This is a genomic window from Nostoc sp. LPT (assembly GCF_017115165.1).
GTDB lineage: Bacteria > Cyanobacteriota > Cyanobacteriia > Cyanobacteriales > Nostocaceae > Nostoc.
Map to the genome: position 1 here is coordinate 1 of NZ_JABXKF010000189.1, position 20610 is coordinate 20610.

The following is a 20610-nucleotide window of genomic DNA, read 5'->3' on the forward strand; positions in this document are numbered from 1 at the left end:
GAGTTTGGAGTACCTCAACACGAGTTTGGAGTACCTCAACACGACTTTGGAGTACTTCAACACGAGTTTGGAGTACTTCAACACGACTTTCAAGTACTTCAACACGAGTTTGGAGTACTTCAACACGAGTTTGGAGTACTTCAACACGACTTTCAAGTACTTCAACACGAGTTTGGAGTACCTCAACACGAGTTTGGAGTACCTCAACACGACTTTGGAGTACCTCAACACGACTTCGAGGTATCTGTTGCTTATATAGCAGTCCTAAATCATTCGTGAGAATTTGAGATCGTTTTAACCCCCCTGTAGTCCTCCCTTGGTAAGGTACGGTGTATACACAAGTCTGAAATAGTTGAATAACCAGGGTTTTACCCCACCCTAACCCTCCCCTTATAAAGGGGAGGGAACAACATTTTTTCTGTTTCCCCCCAATATATCGGGGGGATTAAGGGGGGTAATTCAACTTGTGTGTACACAGTAGCCTTGATAAGGAGGGACGGCTCAGACATTGAGATCAAAAGTGCGATGCCTGTGGGCTAAGGAACGAAACCCAACATTTTGCTTGGTTTCTTGGGTAACGCTTACGCTCAACCCAACCTACGAATATTTTTAACCGAGCAGTATTGATATCCATCCTTGCTGTGAGTAAGTCGATTTAACCGTGGGGTAATAATTAATAATTACGTAAATGTACTGAGTGCAGTTTTCAGCGGAATCATCAATTTGGAATCATATTGACTTACACTTCAGATCCCCGACTTCTCTAATAAATCGGGGATCTTATTGTTTGAGAACAATTGAAGTTTGCTATGGACGAGGCTAGTCTCAAGCATTACTTTGATTAACTCAAAGCTAAACCTAAACAAATTACTATTTATCTTAAAGTTTTGGCAGATAATTTCAGACAACGATCTAGCTCTTTTTGATTGTTTTCAATCAATAAAAGTCATCAATCTTTTTTTTCAAGAAAATAGTAAATATACTGTTGCAATTATATCAGTAAGCTGAAAGTTCTAACTATTGCAACCATCAGCCAAAATGCTATATGTCTTTTTTCTTTCTAAAGGATGAATTAGATATCACAATTTCTTAAAACAGGGCTATTTGTCAGGAAAATGAGATATTTGTACTGAGGGATTCATAAAAACTTATTTAATAAAATCTTTTGTATATATATGTTTGTCATTAAGAAGTATTAAGAAATCCTTATTAAAGAATATTGCAATAGCTTGATTTAATTGCTAACGTGTGTATGACAGCGATGCTGATGAACGCTCGGATCTAGAAGAAATAAAATCTATGAGCTATACCCATTCAGCCAAGTGTGTAAGGCTTTGACGGGTTAAGAATGAGAAATTTCTGCCTCGTATAGACAATTATGAGGGATTGCAGATTAACCAAGAAATATCTCGTTGCTAAAGACTTAGTTTCAGTTTGATTTGAATTGCGATTGATTATTTGTCTTACCTTGTGCCGACAAGCAAGTAGCTCTTGCTTGTGTGTATTGGCAATAACGAAGAGTTTGGTAAGACTTAAATTTTAGAGGATAAAACCAATGAAGATTCAAGGTAAAGTTGCCTTAATTACAGGGGCTTCGCGTGGAATTGGACGAGCGATCGCCCTGGAATTAGCGCAACAAGGCATCAAGCGGATGATATTGGTAGCACGCGATCGCCGCAAGTTATTGGAGGTAGCCAACGAAATCGAGGCTATGGGTACAGAAGCTGCGATCGTGGCCTTAGATTTAACGCAGACAATAGAAGTAAATATCGCTGTTGCCCAACTGTGGCGCAATTACGGACAGATTCACCTGTTGGTTAATTGTGCAGGAGTCGCATACCAAAGCTCATTTTTGCAATCTAAAATGCCCCAAGTTCAAGAAGAACTCTCGGTGAACTTGTTAGGAATGTACAACCTCACTAGTTTGATTGCTCGACGCATGGCCAGCCAAAGACAAGGGACAATTGTCAATGTATCGAGCCTGATGGGCAAAGTGGCTGCACCAACGATGGCGACATACTCAGCAACCAAGTTTGCCATTTTAGGATTTACCCAAGCCTTGTGCCAAGAACTAGCTGAACACAATATCCGCGTCATTGCATTACTGCCTTCTCTGACCGACACAGATATGGTGCGCGACTTAAAATTATTTCGCTGGGTGATCCCCATGACTCCCCAGCAAGTGGCTAAAGCACTCGTCACCGGAATGCAAAATGATTCATCAGAAATTTTAGTTGGATGGCAAAGTCATTTAGCTGTGTTGTGTCAACGCCTTGCCCCTTGGTTGTTAGAGCTAATTTTACGAATAGCAACACCACCAGCACCAAAAAGACAACGGTTTATTGAAAAACTTATCCCTTCGCGTAGCGTCTCGTAGAGAAGGGGGGACGCCGAAGGCGATCGCTTCAGTAGTGCTGAGTCACCAAAACAGTGCTGAGTGCTGAGTAACGAGTGCTGAGTAAAAAGTAAAATTAATTGCACTCAGCATATAGGGTAGTCGTGCCCCTAAGAGCAAAGACAGGAATGCCTGCGGGGGGCTGTGCTTAGGATATGTCCTTGTTTCAATCCTCTAGTTTTAACTATGGGGTACTACTGGGCACTCAGCACTCAGCACTCAGCATTCAGCACTGTTTTGGAGTCCTTTGGCTTTACCCTTGTGCAAAAAAGTAAGGCTCACAGTGCCAAGAAATGCTAGTAAGCTGAAAATAGAAGTAGATTCAGGAACAGACTTGGAATTCTCAATTTTGATAACTTGTCCAAGTCCAGGGCGATCGCCTCGGTTTGCCACGTAAATAGCACCATCAGCACCAATAGTCAAAGCAGTAGGAGACTCTAATCCATCGCCACTAAGAATAGTTGTGCGAGTCCCATCGCTGGCTATTTTAATTACAGAACCATCTAAATTACCTTTCCAGAGTGACTGATTAGCGTATTGCAAACCATATAAATTACCCTCACTATCAAAAGCTAAGTCAGTAAGTTGGGTAAAGCCATCGGTATAAACTGTTGGTTGACCATCAGCACCAACTCGGTAGATTTTTGCTTCACCTTCTGGAAAAGGAAAACCAGTTAATTCGCTAATATAATAAGCGCCATCTGGGCCTTTGGCGATATTTGTGGGTACTGCTTGGATTTCAAATGGCGATGACGATGCACCAGAGGGAAAAACTGGATTAGTTAATATCTGGCTGGGAATTGTGGCGATCGCCTTTAAATTACTGCCATCAGTACCTACGCTGAGTAACTCATTAGCACCAGTATCAACTGCAACAATATTATTTCCATCTAAAAGAAGAGAGAAGGGATTGCTAATTAGATCGCCTCCATCGGGATTATTTGCAAGTTCATAATTAGCTAAATCAGCAACACTAGTCCAGGAATTTGTATTGAAATTAGCAGTGATGATTTTTCCTAAATCAGTGTTACCTAATGTGGCGCGAAATGTGGGATTTGAACCATATCCAATAGCAATATAAGGCTTGCCAGTAGCATCAAATTTGATATCTTGAGGCCCAGCAGTATCAGTACCATCTGGTAATGCCAGAGAAGGAAGTCCTGTAAGTACACGTTCTTGCATACCATTTCCAATTTTTGTCACTGCACCAGTTGTGCCATAACATAAAGATTGACCTGCGGCACTCGGTGAAGGAACACAAGCTCCATCTCCGCCTGTTCCTGCCTCTGTGACGTAGAGGCTGCCGTCAGGGCCAAAAGTTAGACCCCGTGGACTATTAAGATCGTCGGCAATTACTGAAAATGATGCCGCTTCTGCTGCTTTTATTCCTGAAAAAGCAGCAATACAAACACTCAAAAATGTAATTCCAAATTGTTTTAGTTTCATTAGACCCGTCCTAAAATTAAATTTGCATAAATAAAGATAGAGAAGTTTGAGATTTTTTTATTGGTTAATATTTATACCAATCTTCTCAAATCGGGTAACAGATTCAAACCTAAAAATTTGTCGTTAAGATAAGGCAGGAGGCACAGGAGAGGGTTATAGCCTCGTTTATCTTTCTTTATATAATTTAGTTTTATGATGCCAACTTACTTAGATGAAATCTGAATTTGTTAATTTCGAGTTGTATCATACCATTTTCAAAAATCTTTGCAACATAATGAATCATCTGTAGTGGTGTACAAATGTATGCCTATAGCAACAAAATTCAACATTTTTTATATAGGTGGGATATCTAAACTATTGAATTACACAGATATTGCAGGACTACAAGGCGATCGCAGTTTGCATCAAAAGTTGTAGATCAGAAATTGCTGTGCGATCGCATAATTAGACATACCTTGTTTCGGAGCAATCAGAAATGCTTTCCTTCCCCATAACCCTGACTCCTTTGCCCGAAATCATCGATGGCTTGCCGAATATTTCTGGTTGGGAAACAGAGGTTCTCTCTGTAGTTAACCACAATCAACCAGTATTTTTAGCAACAACCAATATCCGCTTAGAAGACGTAAATGCTGTGTTTGCGATCGCCTTACACATGCACCAGCCAACTATACCAGCTGGAAATGGCGGTACACTCATTAGCAATCTGCAATATATGTTTGAACATCCCCATGAAGGGGATAACCACAATGCAGATCCCTTTGCCCATTGTTACAGCCGTATGGGTGACATGATCCCCGAACTTGTAAATCAAGGTTGCAATCCGCGTGTGATGTTGGATTACTCTGGTAATCTTCTGTGGGGACTGCGGCAAATGGGACGCGGTGATGTTTTGGATAATCTTAAACGTATTACTTGCGATCCAACCTATCAACCTTATGTAGAGTGGCTGGGTACAATGTGGAGTCATGCAGTTATTCCTTCCACACCCATAGCAGATATTAAATTGCAGATAGTTGCATGGCAACATCATTTTGCGGCAATTTTTGGTTGGGAAGCACTAGCGCGAGTTAAAGGATTTTCGCCCCCAGAAATGCACCTACCTAATCACCCTGATGCTCTCTTTGAATTTGTGAAAGCGCTGAAAGAATGTGGATATCGCTGGCTACTTGTTCAAGAACATTCTGTAGAAACTCTTACTGGTCAATCTCTCACTCATAAACATTTACCACATCGTCTAATTGCCCGTAATTCTCAAGGTGAAACAATTAGCATCACAACCTTAATTAAAACCCAAGGTTCCGATACGAAATTAGTTGCACAGATGCAGCCTTATTATGAAGCTAAAACATTATCCAAACAACAAATTGGGAGTGTATTTGTACCACAAATAGTTAGCCAAATTGGTGATGGTGAAAATGGTGGCGTGATGATGAATGAATTTCCTAGCGCTTTTAAACAAGCTTGGTGGGATATGGTAAATAATGGGGGAGGAAAATCAGGCGTTGTTGGAATGTGTGGTACAGAATATTTAGAATTAATCGAAGCAGTGGGATGCAAACCCGAAGACTATCCAACTTGCCAGCCAGTGGGACAACATCAAATTTGGGAGCGAGTTTCACCAGATAATAATCAACCGGAAGCTGTAGAGAATGCCATTCAAGAATTAAAGCAAATAAACTCTAATTTTCACATGGATGGAGCCTCGTGGACAAATCATATCAGTTGGGTAAAAGGATATGAAAATGTGTTGTCTCCCATGTATCAATTAAGCAGTTTATTTCATCAAAAGATTGATCCCTTACTGCAAACTGACTCAGTAGAACCAATCACTAGACAATCTCAATACCGTAACGTTCTTCTACATAACCTTTTGCTGCAAACCAGTTGTTTTCGTTATTGGGGACAAGGCGCTTGGACTGATTATGCGCGGGAGATTTACCAAAGTGGCGAAAGTTTGCTAAAAACGATATTTCAATAATAAAGAACTTAGGTGAGGGAATGAAACAGCCCTACTTTTTTAAGAGTGGGGCTGGGGGTATATTGCAGGGAAAAATATCGCTAAATAAAGTGTATTGTTTTCTAAATAGGCAATATAAATGAAAAATATTTATGAGACTTTAGAAATGATGAAACCAAGACCACAAATGTTTTTAGGACAGCGTTCCTTAACTGCATTAAGTGGCTTTATTGGTGGCTATTTTTTTGCTATGGAGGAAAATGGGATCTTAATTGAAGAAGAGAATCCTCCCTTTAGTCAGTTGAACGACTGGGTGGCTCGATATTATAAATGGTACGAATCAACAGCAGGATGGAAAAATATCATTCTCCGAGAAGTTGGAGACGAAGCAAAGGCATGTGATGTATTCTTTGAACTCCTTGAATTATTTAAGCAAAGGTTTCCTGTACTCAAGTATCGTGTTTTCTTAAATCCAAACCATAAATCTACTGGAGCTATATATCGACGTATATCTATAGATGGGATATACAAAGACTTAGATCCACCTAAAGAAATTAGAATTGTGCAATATACAACAGATTCTGGCTTTTACCGTTTCGATGTATCCCAAGCGGGAGAAATTTCAGAAATTGGCTATTTTGAAACAGAAAAGTTAGCTATGGAAGAAGTTAATAGAGAGTTTGAAGTTTCTTTAGATGAGTGGGAAAACTTAAATAATATCTAAGTATCTTAAACTTATAAAAGAATAACTTCAATACGATTTCATGCTGATTTTACCTCGTTACCAGTCTCCGACTGGAAATGCCCGTCGTTGGAGCTGCTGCCTCTTGGTGAATCTGAATTCTGTTTCGATAAAAAGTCAGGTGAATTGAGATTTATTTCAAGTAAGTGGGAAATCTAAGTGTAGGTTGCTGGGTGTTGAGATCCCAATTGGATAATCTACCTGGTCTTTAAACTTACAATGAGGTAGTTGTGTTTCGAGTTGTTGTTGGTCATAGCGACGATCCTGATTCTCAAAACGCGATCGCTGAAGTTCTTCAAAAGTGTAGCCGTTCCCTTGCAGGCTCACTTCCTCAGGCTGGAATTTTATTCACTGCTATAGACTTTGACCATGTTTTAATTTTGCAACGCATCCAGGATGCTTTCCCCGAAATTGAGTTGATTGGTGGAACTACAAATGGAGAAATCTCTTCAATTCTGGAGTTTCAGCAAGATTCTCTGACTTTAATGCTGTTTGCTACAGACGAAGTGGAAATTCACTCAGGTATTGGACGAGGAGTATCCAAAAATCCAGCCCTTGCAGCTCAACAAGCGATCGCCCAAGCAAAGGCGAAGAGTGCGTCCCTGCCACAATTGTGCTTCACCTTTCCCGATAGTTTAACGAGCAATGGGGTCTTAATTATCGATTTAGAGTTTTTGGAAAAAGACGCGATTCTGGTATTGCACTCAATGAATATCGGGACGGAACGTATTCGAGATATTGTGCTGTCACTGCGTAACTTCTCCCGCCTCGATGAAAGTGAGTTCAAAGCCGTGGATGTTCATGAAGGCATCGACAATACTTTGATGATTTTGCAGCACCGCCTCAAAGCCACTGATAAAAGCCCAGAAATTCAGGTCATCAGAGACTACGGCAATTTATCCCATGTAGAATGCTACGCCGGACAACTCAACCAGGTTTTTATGAACATTTTAGTAAATGCACTCGATGCGCTCGAAGAATTCAATGCTTTGCGGACTTATCAAGAAATCCAGCAGAATCCCAGTCGCATAACTATTTGTACCTCTGTCGTTAATTCGCAATGGGTAAAAATTGCGATCGCAGACAATGGCTCTGGGATTCCCGAATCGATTCAAAAACAGATTTTCAATCCCTTCTTTACAACCAAACCTGTTGGTAAAGGAACAGGAATGGGAATGGCTATCAGCTATCAAATCATCACCAAAAAACATTGCGGCAAGTTAGAATTTTTTTCCACACCTGGAAAGGTAACGGAGTTTGTGGTTCAAATTCCTATCCAGCAGAAAATTTGTCTAATAATCTAACGCAACGTTATCATGGATATTCTGAATTCTAAATCAATCAAACTAAAGGTAACAATATTTCAAATTTTGTACCTATACCAATCTGTGAATGGAAATTTAATTTTCCGCCATGCCTGACGGTGATAATTCGGTAACTTACTGCTAAACTAGTATTTTTCCCATTCTTTGTTTCCAGAGAAAAAGACTCCATAATTTGCTGTTGCAATTCTTGAGATATTCCCAGACCATTGTCAGCAATGCGAATTAAAACCCAGCGAGAATCAGGTGCATCTGGGCTGCTTGCTTCTTGCGAAATAACTTCTGTGGTAATCTCAATTCGGGGTTTTTGAACAGTCTTTGTCTCTTCTAAATGTAACTGTTGTCGCACTGCTTCATTGAGTAAAGTATCCACAAATTCGCTTAAAATATTCATCAAAACCTGGTTTAATTGCCCCATAAAGCAATACACTGGGGGTAATTGACCGTAGTATTTGACGATTTCAATTTCTCCTTGAAGACGGCTATTAATTAGTAAAATTATACTATCTATACAGGCGTGTAAATCTACTGGTTTGGGAAAAAGTTCATCAATATGACAGAAGTTTTGCAAGCTAGTAACGAGTTTTTTTAATCTTTCCGCTCCAGTGCGAATACTAGCAAGCGCTCGCGACAAATCTTGTTCTAAAAAATCAAATTCAATTTCTTCTTTAATCTGATTAATTGCCGGAGAAACTGATGGCAACTCTTGCTCATAAGCTGCTATAAGTTTGAGTAAATCTTGACTGTAGTTTGAAACATAAATTATGTTACCCCAAATAAAACCCACTGGGTCTAAAATTTCGTGGGCTACGCCGTCTACTAAACGTCCCAAATTTGCCATTTTATCATTTTGAATCATTTGGGCTTGACTGCGTTCATAGCGGATCAAATTGTCGATCCCCCGAATTTGCCAAGAAATAATATTTAATTCTTGGACATCTAACAATCTATAAGCACCAGATTCCGTTTGTACGACAATTGGTTCTGCTAATAATTCAGGCGATCGCTTTAAGCTAAGTTGCATTGTTATTAAAATCGATGTTGTATCAGCAACTAGCAACATCGGTGTCCGCACATAGCTGTAGAGAACAGCTAATGGTTGCTGAACAAATAACTCTTGTCCGAATGGACGAATCAAAAATTCCAGTAGTCGCCGCCGCGAAATCATCCCTATGAACTGTCCCTGTTCTACCAAAATTACTCCTGGTAACAGGGGGTATTTTTCCAAAAAACTAGCCACTTCTATACCAGTGTGGCTGATTTCCACCGAGAAGTTATACATTGGTAGTTCTTGGAGAGTTGAATCTAAACCAAGATCGCGATCGCTACCAAGAGATAAAAATGGCGGTGAAATTTGGTAACTAAATTCTTCTGGCACTAGACACCCTGATTTTTTCAAAGACAGGTAAAGAATAAGTTAATATTTTACATTCTGCCACCCTCAAAATCACGTTTTAGTTTAGGTATCTAATAAAACTAGTGGTCTGTCAAGCTGAAAATCTTTCTCAGGCGACTGGAAGTAATTGGTGTGCAATTTATAATCTGGGTGGAGAATATTGAGAAAGCGATCGCAAGTTAAACTAAAAATAACCTTTACGAAGAGTGCAAAGGTAGCGTATGACCTCTGTAACCAATCCGCCCAACGCCCTCACTCCTTTCCCCTTCCCGGATCATACCCAGCTTCCTGAGTCCGATGGTACGTTCGTGAAAAATTGGCAAGAACATCCCCAAAGTATCCTCCTAACTGACTCAATTACACCCATCCTCAAGCAATTAAATCCTGAAGGTGAATACTGTATAGGGCAGGACTTAGGCATTTACTGGCGCTTGACCGATCCCCCTGAAAAAGGCGCAGAAGCACCTGATTGGTTTTATGTACCGAATGTACCATTTTTGCTCAATGGGAAAACGCGACGTTCTTATGTGTTGTGGCGAGAGTTTATTGCCCCGTTGATTGTCTTAGAATTTGTCTCTGGCGATGGTAGTGAAGAACGAGATAAAACTCCTTTGAAGGGGAAATTTTGGATTTATGAGCAGGTGATTCGTCCTCCCTTCTACGGCATTTATGAAGCGAGTAAAGCCAGCCTAGAAGTTTATCATCTAATTGAAGGACAGTATCAGATTTTACCAGCAAATGAACGAGGACATTATCCTATAGTTTCTTTGGGTGTTGAATTAGGTTTATGGCTAGGAGTTTATCAGAATGTGGAATTACCCTGGCTGCGTTGGTGGGATTTACAAGGTAATTTGTTGTTGAATGGCGATGAAAGAGCCGAACAGGAACGCCAAAGAGCAGAACAGGAATCCCAAAGAGCCAAACAGGAATCCCAAAGAGCCGATCGCCTAGCTGCCCAATTGCGATCGCTCGGCATTGAACCAGAAGCTTAATATTTTAATAAGAATTACGAATTACGAATTAAAAAGGGCTGGTGTAAAAGAGTCATCTGTGGCTTAATTTGTTTAGACACAAATTTTACTGCTACCTGGGTAATCATGATGACAAATAGACCTCCTTCCGAACCGGAGTCATCCCAAAAAACTGCCCTTGGCTTTGATGAATTTATAGCCATTTTGGTTGCCTTCGCCACTATCGGAGCGATTCTTTTTTGGTCATTGTCCCGCAGGGATTCTAGTTGGAACTTAAACGGGCTGCTGTTGCCTTCTTCCACTCCGTCTCCTAGTGTTCAGCCAAATCCACTATTGCCTTCTCCTACTGCCAAGGTAAAACCTTATGCAGTCCCCGACAACGTTTTGCCCTCTTCTCCACCTGAAGCTGTTGTTGAACCCAAGACACCTTCATTCCCAACTAACAGCGCAACTCCTGACCGTGCAATGTTACCATCTATTCTGGTAATCCCAACTCAATCCCCACAAGCACAAACACCTGTATCCCCTCCAATAGAACTTGAGTCATCAGTTAAATCATCAGCGTTGCCTTTAGTAACTCCGGCAAAACCAAAATCAATCATTCCGCCGCCAATTGCATTTAACGATGTGCCCGATAACTTTTGGAGTCGGCGTTTTATAGACGTTCTTTCCGCCCGTGGGATTCTTAAAGGGTTTCCTGATTATTCTTTTAGACCAAATCAGCCTGTAAACCGCGCTGAATTTGCTGCCATACTAGAAAAAGCTTTTGACCAAGAACCGTCTAAGACTGCGATCGCATTTCAAGATGTACCAACAAAATTCTGGGCAAGTCCAGCAATTGACCAAGCCATCAGTGCGGGATTTCTCAAAGGCTACCCGAAAAAAACCTTCAAACCACAACAAAATATTTCACGAGTGCAAGTTTTAGTTGCCCTTGTCAGTGGGTTAAATTTGAAAGCACCCACTTCCCCAAATCAGATTATCAGTGTCTATAAAGATGCTAAAGATATTCCACCTTATGCTATCGGCAAAATAGCCGCTGCTACAACCAATGGGTTGGTAGTTAACTATCCAAATCCCCAAGTCCTCAATCCCAACAAAGTAGCTAGTCGGGCACAAGTGGCGGCGATGATTCATCAAGCTTTAGTCAAACGGGGCAAACTGGCGGCAATTACATCTCCTAATATAGTGCGTAGACCTAGCCCGCCGCAGGCCTCGCCTAAAATATCTCCAGAACTTCCACAGACTCCAAAACCGAACCCAAAAGTTAAATTGCCCACCGGAGGTTTGCCTCAACAATAATTACTAATTCGTAATTAAACCAAGGATCGCAGGAACCGACCTCTACAGATACTAGCGTTATGGGTGTAGTCTTGATATTACAAATTGTTAAAAATTTCGTAAGGAATTTTGGGAGAAGACTGGACACCGATTTCCGGCGTCCAGACTTCGGTGATTTGGAATTAGAGCCTACTTCTACACAGCAAGCTACGCGTAGCGTCTGGTAGAGAAGCGGTAATTAGATATTAAGCTTCTGGAATTTCTTTACCGACAACTTGTGATTTAAGAGTGGTGATTTCACTAGTTAACTCTTTCCTGGTTGAGGCTTTGAGTAAATAGCGGTAAATAAACCAGGCAGAGTAACCAATACCGATCAACTCAAAAGTAGGTGCTACCAAAGGGATATCATTCAAAGCATCTAATATTGCCAAGAGTACTTTAACGGCAACAATCGATCCTACAATTAAACCAACTGTTACCAGGGGTTGCTTATATTGATTAAAGAAGCTTCCCAGATATTCTGGTAATGTTGCTAAAAAGGTAGAAATTTGCTCCCCGTATTTTAGCCATTCGTCTTGAGACTGTGCTGGAGGCTGGAGTTTGGTGATGGTTCCCGTTTGGCTGTTGATCTCTGCCACTGTAGTATCTTTAGATGCGCTTTCGGTAAATTCTTGTTCTGGCATTTTCACTCCTATTAATTTGACAGTTGAGTTTTTCTAATCGTGGATAATTACAACCAAAAGATTGTTGATTAGGTGATGTACTTGTGCATTAGTACAATTTGGTGAAAGGCACAAAAAGGTTTTAGTCTCCTATAACCATAGTTGCCCCGTACTATCTACTGCATCAACTACAAGGTAGACAGTCAGTAGGAGGATAGAACTCAAAAGGCAGCAGGATGTATTAGAATCAACTTCCTGAGTTCTATTTTTGGAATCAACTGGAATCCTCAGGTTGTGATTATCCCATTCCGTGTCATTTGCTCATAATCGTACTAAATATTAAGTACAAATCATGCAAAGATCAGTCTACCTCTAATTTATATAAGCCTAGAAGCCGATTTTATCTGATATTAAAGCTATCTTAAGCCGCGTTCGTCAATTAAGGCATTCGTATTGATATTAATACGTAATTAAATTTTTGTGTGTTCACATAGACTAGACTTTTAATCTATTTTATGATATGTGTGCCTGGGATGAGGGAGTAGGGGAGTAGGGGAGCAGAGGGGCAGGGGACAAGGGGACAAGGAGATAAACAAAACTCCTAACTCTTAACTCCTAACTCTTAACTCCTAACTCAGCACTCAGCACTCCTAACGCCCAATATCCAATGCCCAACAAGTATCAAACCTTTTGTTTTTATCCTGATTGTATTAATTTTATAAGGAAGCAGTAAGGTAGAGTAATGGCGTAGGCGATCGCAAGAACTCATTGCTTGCTATCAACCGCATATTTAAGAAAGTAGTGTGGTAAAGAGAAGACGCTCTCAGGCGCGTCTTTAGTGCAGAAAACTATATCGTTGCTCCTAAAAAAAAGTGAATTCTGTTAAATTTAGTAATTATACTTAGTTAATTTGTTATAAAATTTACTTATATAATCTAAGGTGATGCTAATTATCTAGCAAGCAATGATTTGCTCTTGCGATAAAAGAAGATAATGTAGATGTTAATGACTAATTAAGGTATTTTGACAATCTAGACTAATTTGATTATTTTTGCGGGAAGGCAAGGAGGTTTGAGAAATGCCAACTCAAAAGCCAACCCCTATCTACAGCAGTTCAGAAAGCAAAAAAGTGTCAGCCGAAGAGCGATCGACAGACGAACTCCCAACTATAGAATTTCCTTCACGAGGGAAACTCAAAGCTAGTTCTTGGCGTATCCATCAAAAAATTGGCTATGGGTACTTTGTAGCTATCGGAATTGGCTTTTTTGGCTCACTGACTGGGTTAGTGATTGCTAATTACTACCGGGGAAGGGAAGTTAGACAATTCAATCAAGCTTATGAACAAGGACAACTACTGAGTAATTATAAAGATGCAGTAGTAGGGGCGCAATTACATAGTTCTAACCTAGTTGCTGTATTAGAAAATTCACAACAACTGCAAAGCAAAAAAGCTGATTTTCTGAAGAATGTTGAAAAAGCCAAGCAACTAGAGTCAAAAATTGGCGGATTTATCGATAGTAAACCTAAAAGACTAGCAGCAACAAGTTCGACTTTACAGACCTTATTGCTGGATTATAAAACTAATTTAAAAGCCTACGTTGACCAAATAGAAACCGTATTACAGAAAATTGACTCCTCAAAAGTACAACCTCAGAAGATTTCCTCTGCCCGATCGCAGTTATTAACAATAATGCGTGGTGAAATAGCCATGCGGCTAGATCAGCTTTCTCAAAGCTTGACTAACATCCTGCAAACTGCTGAAGATCAAGAGCAAGAAAGGCAAAAAGCCGTTGAGCAGGCGAGAATAGTTGAGCGATTGATCGCGATCGCGAGTATGCTAGTTTCGGTAGCGATCGCAGCTATTGTAGCTTGGCGTACCAGTCGAGCGATCGCTGAACCAGTTATCACTGTAACCCAAGTAGCTGAACAAGTTGCAAGGAAACATAATTTCGATTTGCGAGCGCCCGTCACCACTGAAGATGAAATTGGCCTACTCGCCAAATCTCTAAATCGTCTGATTGAGCGAGTATCTGAGCGAACAAAAGAACTACAACAAGCTAAAGAATTAGCCGAAGCTGCTAGCAAAGCAAAAAGCGTATTTTTGGCCAATGTCAGCCACGAATTACGCACACCGTTAAATGCTGTTATTGGCTTAAGCCAACTACTAGAAGACGACGCTACCGATCTTGGTTTATCGGCAGATTTCATCACAGATTTAGAAACAATTAACGCTGCTGGTAAGCATCTACTGCACTTGATTAACGAAATCCTCGACTTGTCCAAAATTGAAGCAGGGAAAATGACCCTGTATCCTGAGACATTTGAGATTGCAACGCTGATTCATAACGTTGTCCTTACAGTCAAACCAGCTATAGAAAAAAATGCCAATGTTTTAGAAGTAAATTTTGATGAGCAACTTGGCACCATGTACGCCGATCAAACTAGGATGCGGCAGGTGTTGTTAAACTTACTCAGCAACGCCAGTAAATTTACTACAAACGGCAAGGTGATGCTGACAGTCAACAGAGAAAAGGATGAATTTCGACCGGAGGCTCCTTTGGGCAGCATTATTTTCACCGTTACCGACACAGGTATCGGTATGTCTAACCGTCAACAGCAGCAGTTATTTCAACCTTTTACACAAGGTGATACTTCAACTACGAAAAAGTATGGAGGTACGGGACTGGGGTTGGCAATTAGCCGCCACTTTTGCCAAATGATGGATGGTGAAATTATTGTCAAAAGTCAGCCAGGAATTGGTTCTACTTTCACGATTCGTCTGCCAATGACTGTGCAGGATTGAATTCAGCAGGGGATTGGGGACTAGGGATTGGGGAATTTTGAGTGTGGGAGGGGTGGGAAGTTTTTTTATAATCTCCCTCATCTCCCTCATCTCCCTCATCTCCCTCATCTCCCTCATCCCCCTACTCAAGAAAGCTCCCGTTGCCGAATTAAGTAATAATATTCACCCTCCCTGTATCCAAGTCATAACGACCCCCGACAATTTTCAATTTGCCTGACTTCACCTGCTTAGTTAAAAGCTTTGAGTGCTTCAATCGTTCAATTTGATATTGCACATTTGCCACCACAGCATTTTCAACTGCATCACCCGGCTGACCCTTGACCTTTTCCACTGCTGGCTTAATTGCCTTAACAAAAGTACTAATATCACCAAGCAACGATTCGTTTTGTACAGCGGCAGTTACAGCCCCACAACGCTCATGACCCATCACCATCAGCAGTGGAGAACCTAACAAGACAACCGCATATTCAATACTACCGATCGCTTCATGTGTGGCAATATTTCCAGCAATCCGAACATCAAAAATGTCCCCAATGCCTTGATCGAAAACAATTTCTGCGGGTACTCGTGAATCCGCACAACTAAGAATAGTTGCAAATGGATGTTGAGCTTGAGCAACTTCCTGCAACCGCAGCGCAGATTGATCGGGGTATTGAGGATGATGAGCAAGAAACCGCTGATTTCCCTCTATCAGCTTTTGTAAGGCTGCATCGGGAGTGAGGGATTCAGGAGAAGTTGAAGGTATTTCGGCAGCTTTCGCCTGTTCAACTTGCCAGAGGAAATCGCTGGCAGATAGCATTATTCCAAATGCCCCAGTCATTCCTAACTTCAAAAAGTCACGACGTTCCATGAAATGCCTCATTGAATTTATCACTCTCCTACATCGACGCAACACATCTGACAGAGCGAATCTCCATCACATCGGAAACGTAGCAAGTACCTCCGAACTTATTAAGGAGTGGTTTGATATTTTCGACAACAGGCTTGAGTTGTTCTGGCATACAAAACGCGAGGATGTAAACATTATCAAGCATGGTCATGTCTAAATCTTCTGTCGTTCCTCGTAATCCTTTACCAGCAACATTTCGGATTATGGCATGGTTATGTACACCCGACTTGTCTAATTTATCTAAAATTTTGGCAAGCTCAAAGGAGTTGGCGATAATTTCTATCTTTTTAACTACGTGCATATTCTTACCTCCAAAATAGGTTAATTCCGTAGAGATATAACGGAATTCCCACAATAATATTGAATGGAAATGTCACTGCTAGAGCGGTGGAAACATAGAGGCTGGGATTTGCTTCTGGTACAGTCATCCGCATCGCCGCTGGGACAGCAATGTAAGAAGCACTGGCACACAATACAGCGAACAACAGTGAATCTCCGCGAGGCATACCGATCAATTTGGCAATCACCAACCCAATGCCTGCATTGAGTATTGGAATTAGTATGGCAAATAAAATTAGGAAAACTCCGGTTTTTTGCAAGTCTTTAATTCTTCTGGCAGCGACTAGTCCCATGTCCAGTAAAAAGAAGGTGAGAACGCCATAAAACAACCCTTGAGTAAAGGGTTCTAATACGTGCCAACCGCGTTCTCCTGTCAAGACACCGATTAAGAGACTACCGACTAGGAGAAAAACTGAACTATTAAGAAATGCTTCTTGCAAGACTTCCGGCCACGAAAAGTCCCGCTTTCCATCGGCGGTGAATATATTTACCAAAATTAGACCAACTATAATCGCTGGGGATTCCATGAGCGCAAGAGCTGCCACCATGTAACCATCAAAAGTAATACCAAGCTCAGTTAAAAAAGCACTAGCCGTGATGAAAGTGACGGCACTGATAGAGCCGTAGGTGGCTGCGATCGCAGCAGCATCGTAAGTATCCAGTTTCAACCTTAAAATAAAAAAGGTGTAAATTGGAACAAGGCAAGCCATCATCATTGCTGCCACGAGTGTTAGAACTACTTCCTGAGTGATGCCACTTTTGATTAGTTCTACCCCTCCCTTAAAACCAATGGCAAACAGTAGGTACAGCGAAAAGAGTTTGGGCATTGGTGCGGGAATTTCCAGATCGGACTTGACAAAAACAGCAGTCATGCCTAAAAAGAAAAACAGGATTGGCGGATTCAAAATGTTGGATACAATTAAGCTAACATCCATATCCACTCCTCCTTGTATTGGTTAAACCTGAAATTAAAGAAATTTTTCATCTTTAAAAATTTAACGGTTGAATCATGATGTATCGTGTATTGCTACCCTATGTCAATTGGGTACTCAAGGAGTGAATAGTCCGATTGGTGACAATAGTCTCGGTTAGGTATTACAGCGTTTTTCACTTCAATAAACCACAGGGTAGGGAACATTGCGGTGTCCCTACGAAAATCCGTAGTTAAATTAACTGAAAATAGCTGTGAAGCTCTGTTAGCAACAGAACAAGTGAGAGCTTGCCCAGTATTTTTATGATGTTTGATTCCCCGTCGCTGATTTTACGACAGAACGTGCAGGAATAACTCGTGGCTAACTTATCTACATAGAAAAGTTAACGTACTGTACAGGCAATTCATGAATTAGCCCCTACATAAATTCTATGTTTTTTTCTGGTACAATATTTGTGGTAAGCTTCACCCACATTGGTGTCTGATAAGCCTCTGTCCAGTAGCATAACGATTTATTGGTAAGCGACTCCGTTGCACAGCATGAAAGTAAGTCGGCACATCTTGATTAATACAAGTTATCCATTGGTTTGTCCAATAGCGCGAATAAGCCAGCATCTCATCCAGGACAGTAAAATTTGTAGGGTACAAGGTAAGAAATTCATAGTCTGCGGTAGGGCATTCCGTGGACTCAAAACAAAGCTCAACGCCTCCTAAGCAATAGCTGGATTGGTTGAGAAGCTTATAATGTATGCAAGCATACATTATGGGAGTATGTCACGATATGTAACCTGGGCAATAGCAACTCTCTATTGATGTGACGCCAGGCGTAGGCGTAGCCCGCCCTTAGACATCGCTTTTTCACATCCATGACAACAACCATCGACTTTCTCAGTCACCTTAACCCTAGCCAACGTCAAGCTGTCGAACATTACTGCGGCCCGTTGCTAGTTGTTGCTGGCGCAGGTTCCGGTAAAACACGAGCGCTGACTTATCGGATTGCGAATCTGATTCTGAAACACCGCGTTGATCCAGAAAATATCCTGGCGGTTACTTTTACCAACAAAGCCGCGCGGGAAATGAAAGACCGGATTCAACGGCTGTTTGCAGAACAACTGGCGATGAAACAACACGGTCAGCGTTTTGATTTGTTGACAGAATACCAACAAACGCTACTGCGATCGCAAGTTTACAAAAATACTATCAAAGACTTATGGTGTGGCACTTTCCACAGTCTATTTTCTCGCATTCTCCGCTTTGATATTGAAAAATATGTAGACGAAAAAGGACGGCGTTGGAATCGCAATTTTTCTATCTTTGATGAATCAGATGTAATCAGTCTGATCAAAGAAATTGTTAATAAAGAGCTAAATTTAGACGATAAGAAGTTTGACGCCCGCTCTGTCCGCTACGCTATTAGTAATGCGAAAAACCAAGGTTTATCACCCCAAGAATTTGAGCGAGATCAACCTAATTATCGCGGACGGGTAATTGCCCAAGTTTACAATTTATATCAAGATAAATTAGCACAAAACAACGCTCTCGACTTTGACGATTTAATCCTTGTACCTACGAGATTATTTCAACAAAACGAGCAGGTATTGGGTTACTGGCACCGCAAGTTTCGTCATATCCTCGTAGATGAATATCAAGATACTAACCGCACTCAGTATCAACTAATTAATTTATTAGTTACTAATGGCGAAACCAAAAAGAGCGAATGGGAATGGGAAAATCGCTCAGTTTTTGTTGTCGGCGATGCAGACCAATCAATTTACAGCTTTCGGATGGCAGATTTCACCATCTTGCTAGGATTTCAGGAAGACTTTGGCGATGGTTTGGTAGATGATGACACGCGGACGATGGTTAAGCTAGAAGAAAACTATCGTTCTTGTGAAAACATTCTACAAGCGGCTAATGAACTAATTGAAAATAACACCCAACGGATTGATAAAGTCCTGAAAGCGACGCGGGGATCGGGTGAACAGATTACTTGTCACAAAGCTGATGAAGAACTTGCAGAAGCGGCATTTGTAATTAATCAAATTCGTACCTTAGAGCAGCAAAATCCAGAGTTGAACTGGGGTAATTTTGCCATACTTTATCGGACAAATGCCCAATCTCGTCCCTTTGAAGAATTATTGGTGAAATATCAAATTCCTTACACAGTTGTGGGAGGAATGAGATTTTACGATCGCAAAGAAATTAAAGATGTCGTTGCTTATTTAAGAGCGATCGCTAATCCAGCTGATACAGTCAGTTTATTGCGAGTTATCAATACTCCCCGGCGAGGAATTGGCAAAACCACTATTGACGCTTTGGTAAACGCCTCTCAGCAACTAGGGACAACTCTGTGGGAAATACTCAGCGATGAGACATCAGTTAACACATTAGCTGGACGGGCGACAAAAGCTGTAAATAGCTTTGCCGAAATGATTAGCCGTTGGCAAGGACAAGTCGCCACGCTTCCCGTGACTGAGGTTTTGCAAGGAATATTAGAAGACTCTGGTTACGTTCAAGACTTGATGAGTCAAGGCACAGATGAAGCTACTGATCGGGTACAAAACGTTCAGGAACTTTACAACGCCGCGCTGCAATTTCAAGAAGAAAACGAAGAGGTTTCTCTGCGAGACTTTCTCAATAGTGCCGCCCTCAGTTCCGATTTAGATAATTTAAAAGAAGGGCAAACAGCCGTTTCTTTAATGACTTTGCACGCTTCCAAAGGTTTAGAATTTCCTGTGGTGTTTCTGGTGGGATTAGAACAAGGGCTATTTCCCGGCTTTCGTTCCCTAAGCGATCCTGCTTCTTTGGAAGAGGAACGCCGCTTGTGTTATGTGGGGATTACTCGCGCCCAAGAAAGGTTGTATTTATCACACGCGCGTGAACGCCGTTTGTATGGTTCTCGTGAACCTGCTGTGCGATCGCAATTTCTCGATGAATTGCCAGAAGAATTACTAACTACTCAACGCCTGAGTCGTCAAACTTATACTAAAAGTGCCTCTACTGCTAATGGAAAGCAAGACACGAAGCAGAATTGGCAAGTAGGCGATAGAGTATTACATAAAACTTTTGGTCTTGGTGAAATCACCCATGTTTTCGGAACGGGTAGTAAGATGTCTGTGGCAATTAAATTTGCTAGCTTGGGGCAAAAAATTGTTGACCCAAGAGTAGCGCAGCTACAACGAGTAGAGTAATACAGCCGCAGAACCCCGACTTCTCAAATAAGTCGAGGTTCTTGTTTTTCATATTTCAATTTCTTCAAAGTGTTCAACAATGGGAAAAGGCTCATAAAAATGATGCAGAAGTTTTTTCCACTCTTGAAACTCAGCAGAATTTCTAAATCCAACAGTATGAGATTCTAAAGTTTCCCATCTGAAGGGGTGACAAAGAAGCTAAAAAGCAGATTGGATAAGGAACATAGCACGCAGACCCTTCTGAAAATAGGGTAATTTATTGGGCTTTAAACGCATAAGCTCATG

General features: G+C 41.1%; 15 protein-coding genes and 1 pseudogene. 8 read left to right on the plus strand and 8 right to left on the minus strand.

Annotation, left to right across the window (positions count from 1 at the left end; translation table 11 throughout):
• A partial coding sequence (locus tag HWQ58_RS38700; RefSeq protein WP_366839372.1) for a TolC family protein occupies positions 1-433 on the minus strand: 433 nt, incomplete at its 3' end.
• A gap of 1122 nt (positions 434-1555) precedes the next feature.
• On the opposite strand from HWQ58_RS38700, the gene HWQ58_RS37965 reads away from it, so the two are divergent.
• Positions 1556-2377: an SDR family NAD(P)-dependent oxidoreductase gene (locus HWQ58_RS37965; RefSeq protein ID WP_292873964.1), complete on the plus strand. Its 822-nt coding sequence runs from the start codon at positions 1556-1558 to the stop codon at positions 2375-2377.
• 237 nt (positions 2378-2614) lie between these two features.
• On the opposite strand, the gene HWQ58_RS37970 is transcribed toward HWQ58_RS37965, so the two are convergent.
• Positions 2615-3841, minus strand: coding sequence for a ScyD/ScyE family protein (locus HWQ58_RS37970; protein ID WP_292873966.1), 1227 nt, complete (start codon positions 3839-3841; stop codon positions 2615-2617).
• 475 nt (positions 3842-4316) lie between these two features.
• Here HWQ58_RS37970 and HWQ58_RS37975 point away from each other — a divergent pair, with 475 nt between their 5' ends.
• The 3 genes from HWQ58_RS37975 (at position 4317) to HWQ58_RS37985 (ending at position 7844) form a co-directional block, all read left to right on the plus strand.
• On the plus strand, positions 4317-5819 hold the full coding sequence (locus HWQ58_RS37975) for a glycosyl hydrolase family 57 (protein WP_292873968.1): 1503 nt from the start codon (positions 4317-4319) through the stop codon (positions 5817-5819).
• 118 nt (positions 5820-5937) lie between these two features.
• Positions 5938-6522 carry a hypothetical protein gene (locus HWQ58_RS37980; protein ID WP_292873970.1) on the plus strand — a complete coding sequence of 195 codons (585 nt, stop codon included), beginning with the start codon at positions 5938-5940 and terminating at the stop codon, positions 6520-6522.
• A gap of 248 nt (positions 6523-6770) precedes the next feature.
• Positions 6771-7844, plus strand: a complete 1074-nt coding sequence (locus tag HWQ58_RS37985; protein WP_292873972.1) for an ATP-binding protein — start codon at positions 6771-6773, stop codon at positions 7842-7844.
• Between the two features lie 37 nt (positions 7845-7881).
• Here HWQ58_RS37985 and HWQ58_RS37990 read toward each other — a convergent pair whose 3' ends face one another.
• Positions 7882-9240 carry an ATP-binding protein gene (locus HWQ58_RS37990; RefSeq protein ID WP_292873974.1) on the minus strand — a complete coding sequence of 453 codons (1359 nt, stop codon included), beginning with the start codon at positions 9238-9240 and terminating at the stop codon, positions 7882-7884.
• Positions 9241-9479: 239 nt separating this feature from the next.
• Here HWQ58_RS37990 and HWQ58_RS37995 point away from each other — a divergent pair, with 239 nt between their 5' ends.
• Entirely contained in the window at positions 9480-10250 is a 771-nt protein-coding gene (locus HWQ58_RS37995) for a Uma2 family endonuclease (protein ID WP_292873976.1), read from the plus strand.
• Positions 10251-10358: 108 nt separating this feature from the next.
• Positions 10359-11531 carry an S-layer homology domain-containing protein gene (locus tag HWQ58_RS38000; RefSeq protein WP_292873989.1) on the plus strand — a complete coding sequence of 391 codons (1173 nt, stop codon included), beginning with the start codon at positions 10359-10361 and terminating at the stop codon, positions 11529-11531.
• Between the two features lie 224 nt (positions 11532-11755).
• Here the strand turns inward: HWQ58_RS38000 and HWQ58_RS38005 are convergent, their stop codons facing one another.
• Entirely contained in the window at positions 11756-12193 is a 438-nt protein-coding gene (locus tag HWQ58_RS38005) for a CAAD domain-containing protein (protein WP_292873978.1), read from the minus strand.
• A 1057-nt stretch (positions 12194-13250) separates the two neighbouring features.
• Between HWQ58_RS38005 and HWQ58_RS38010 the strand changes: the two genes are divergently transcribed.
• Positions 13251-14975, plus strand: a complete 1725-nt coding sequence (locus tag HWQ58_RS38010) for an ATP-binding protein (protein WP_292873980.1) — start codon at positions 13251-13253, stop codon at positions 14973-14975.
• 148 nt (positions 14976-15123) lie between these two features.
• Here HWQ58_RS38010 and HWQ58_RS38015 read toward each other — a convergent pair whose 3' ends face one another.
• The 3 genes from HWQ58_RS38015 to HWQ58_RS38025 are packed head-to-tail and all read right to left on the minus strand — an operon-like array spanning position 15124 to position 17138.
• Positions 15124-15825 (minus strand): carbonic anhydrase, encoded by a 702-nt coding sequence (locus tag HWQ58_RS38015; protein ID WP_292873982.1) that lies wholly within the window; start codon positions 15823-15825, stop codon positions 15124-15126.
• A gap of 28 nt (positions 15826-15853) precedes the next feature.
• The gene (locus HWQ58_RS38020) at positions 15854-16165 is read right to left on the minus strand and encodes a P-II family nitrogen regulator (RefSeq protein ID WP_292775098.1); all 312 of its coding nucleotides are present in this window, start codon (positions 16163-16165) and stop codon (positions 15854-15856) included.
• Between the two features lie 4 nt (positions 16166-16169).
• On the minus strand, positions 16170-17138 hold the full coding sequence (locus HWQ58_RS38025; protein ID WP_292873984.1) for a sodium-dependent bicarbonate transport family permease: 969 nt from the start codon (positions 17136-17138) through the stop codon (positions 16170-16172).
• A gap of 862 nt (positions 17139-18000) precedes the next feature.
• Here HWQ58_RS38025 and pcrA point away from each other — a divergent pair.
• Positions 18001-20325: a DNA helicase PcrA gene (gene pcrA, locus HWQ58_RS38030; RefSeq protein WP_292873986.1), complete on the plus strand. Its 2325-nt coding sequence runs from the start codon at positions 18001-18003 to the stop codon at positions 20323-20325.
• A 48-nt stretch (positions 20326-20373) separates the two neighbouring features.
• Here pcrA and HWQ58_RS38035 read toward each other — a convergent pair.
• Positions 20374-20505: pseudogene (locus HWQ58_RS38035) on the minus strand (antibiotic biosynthesis monooxygenase); the annotation flags it as partial.
• Positions 20506-20610: the final 105 nt, after the last annotated feature.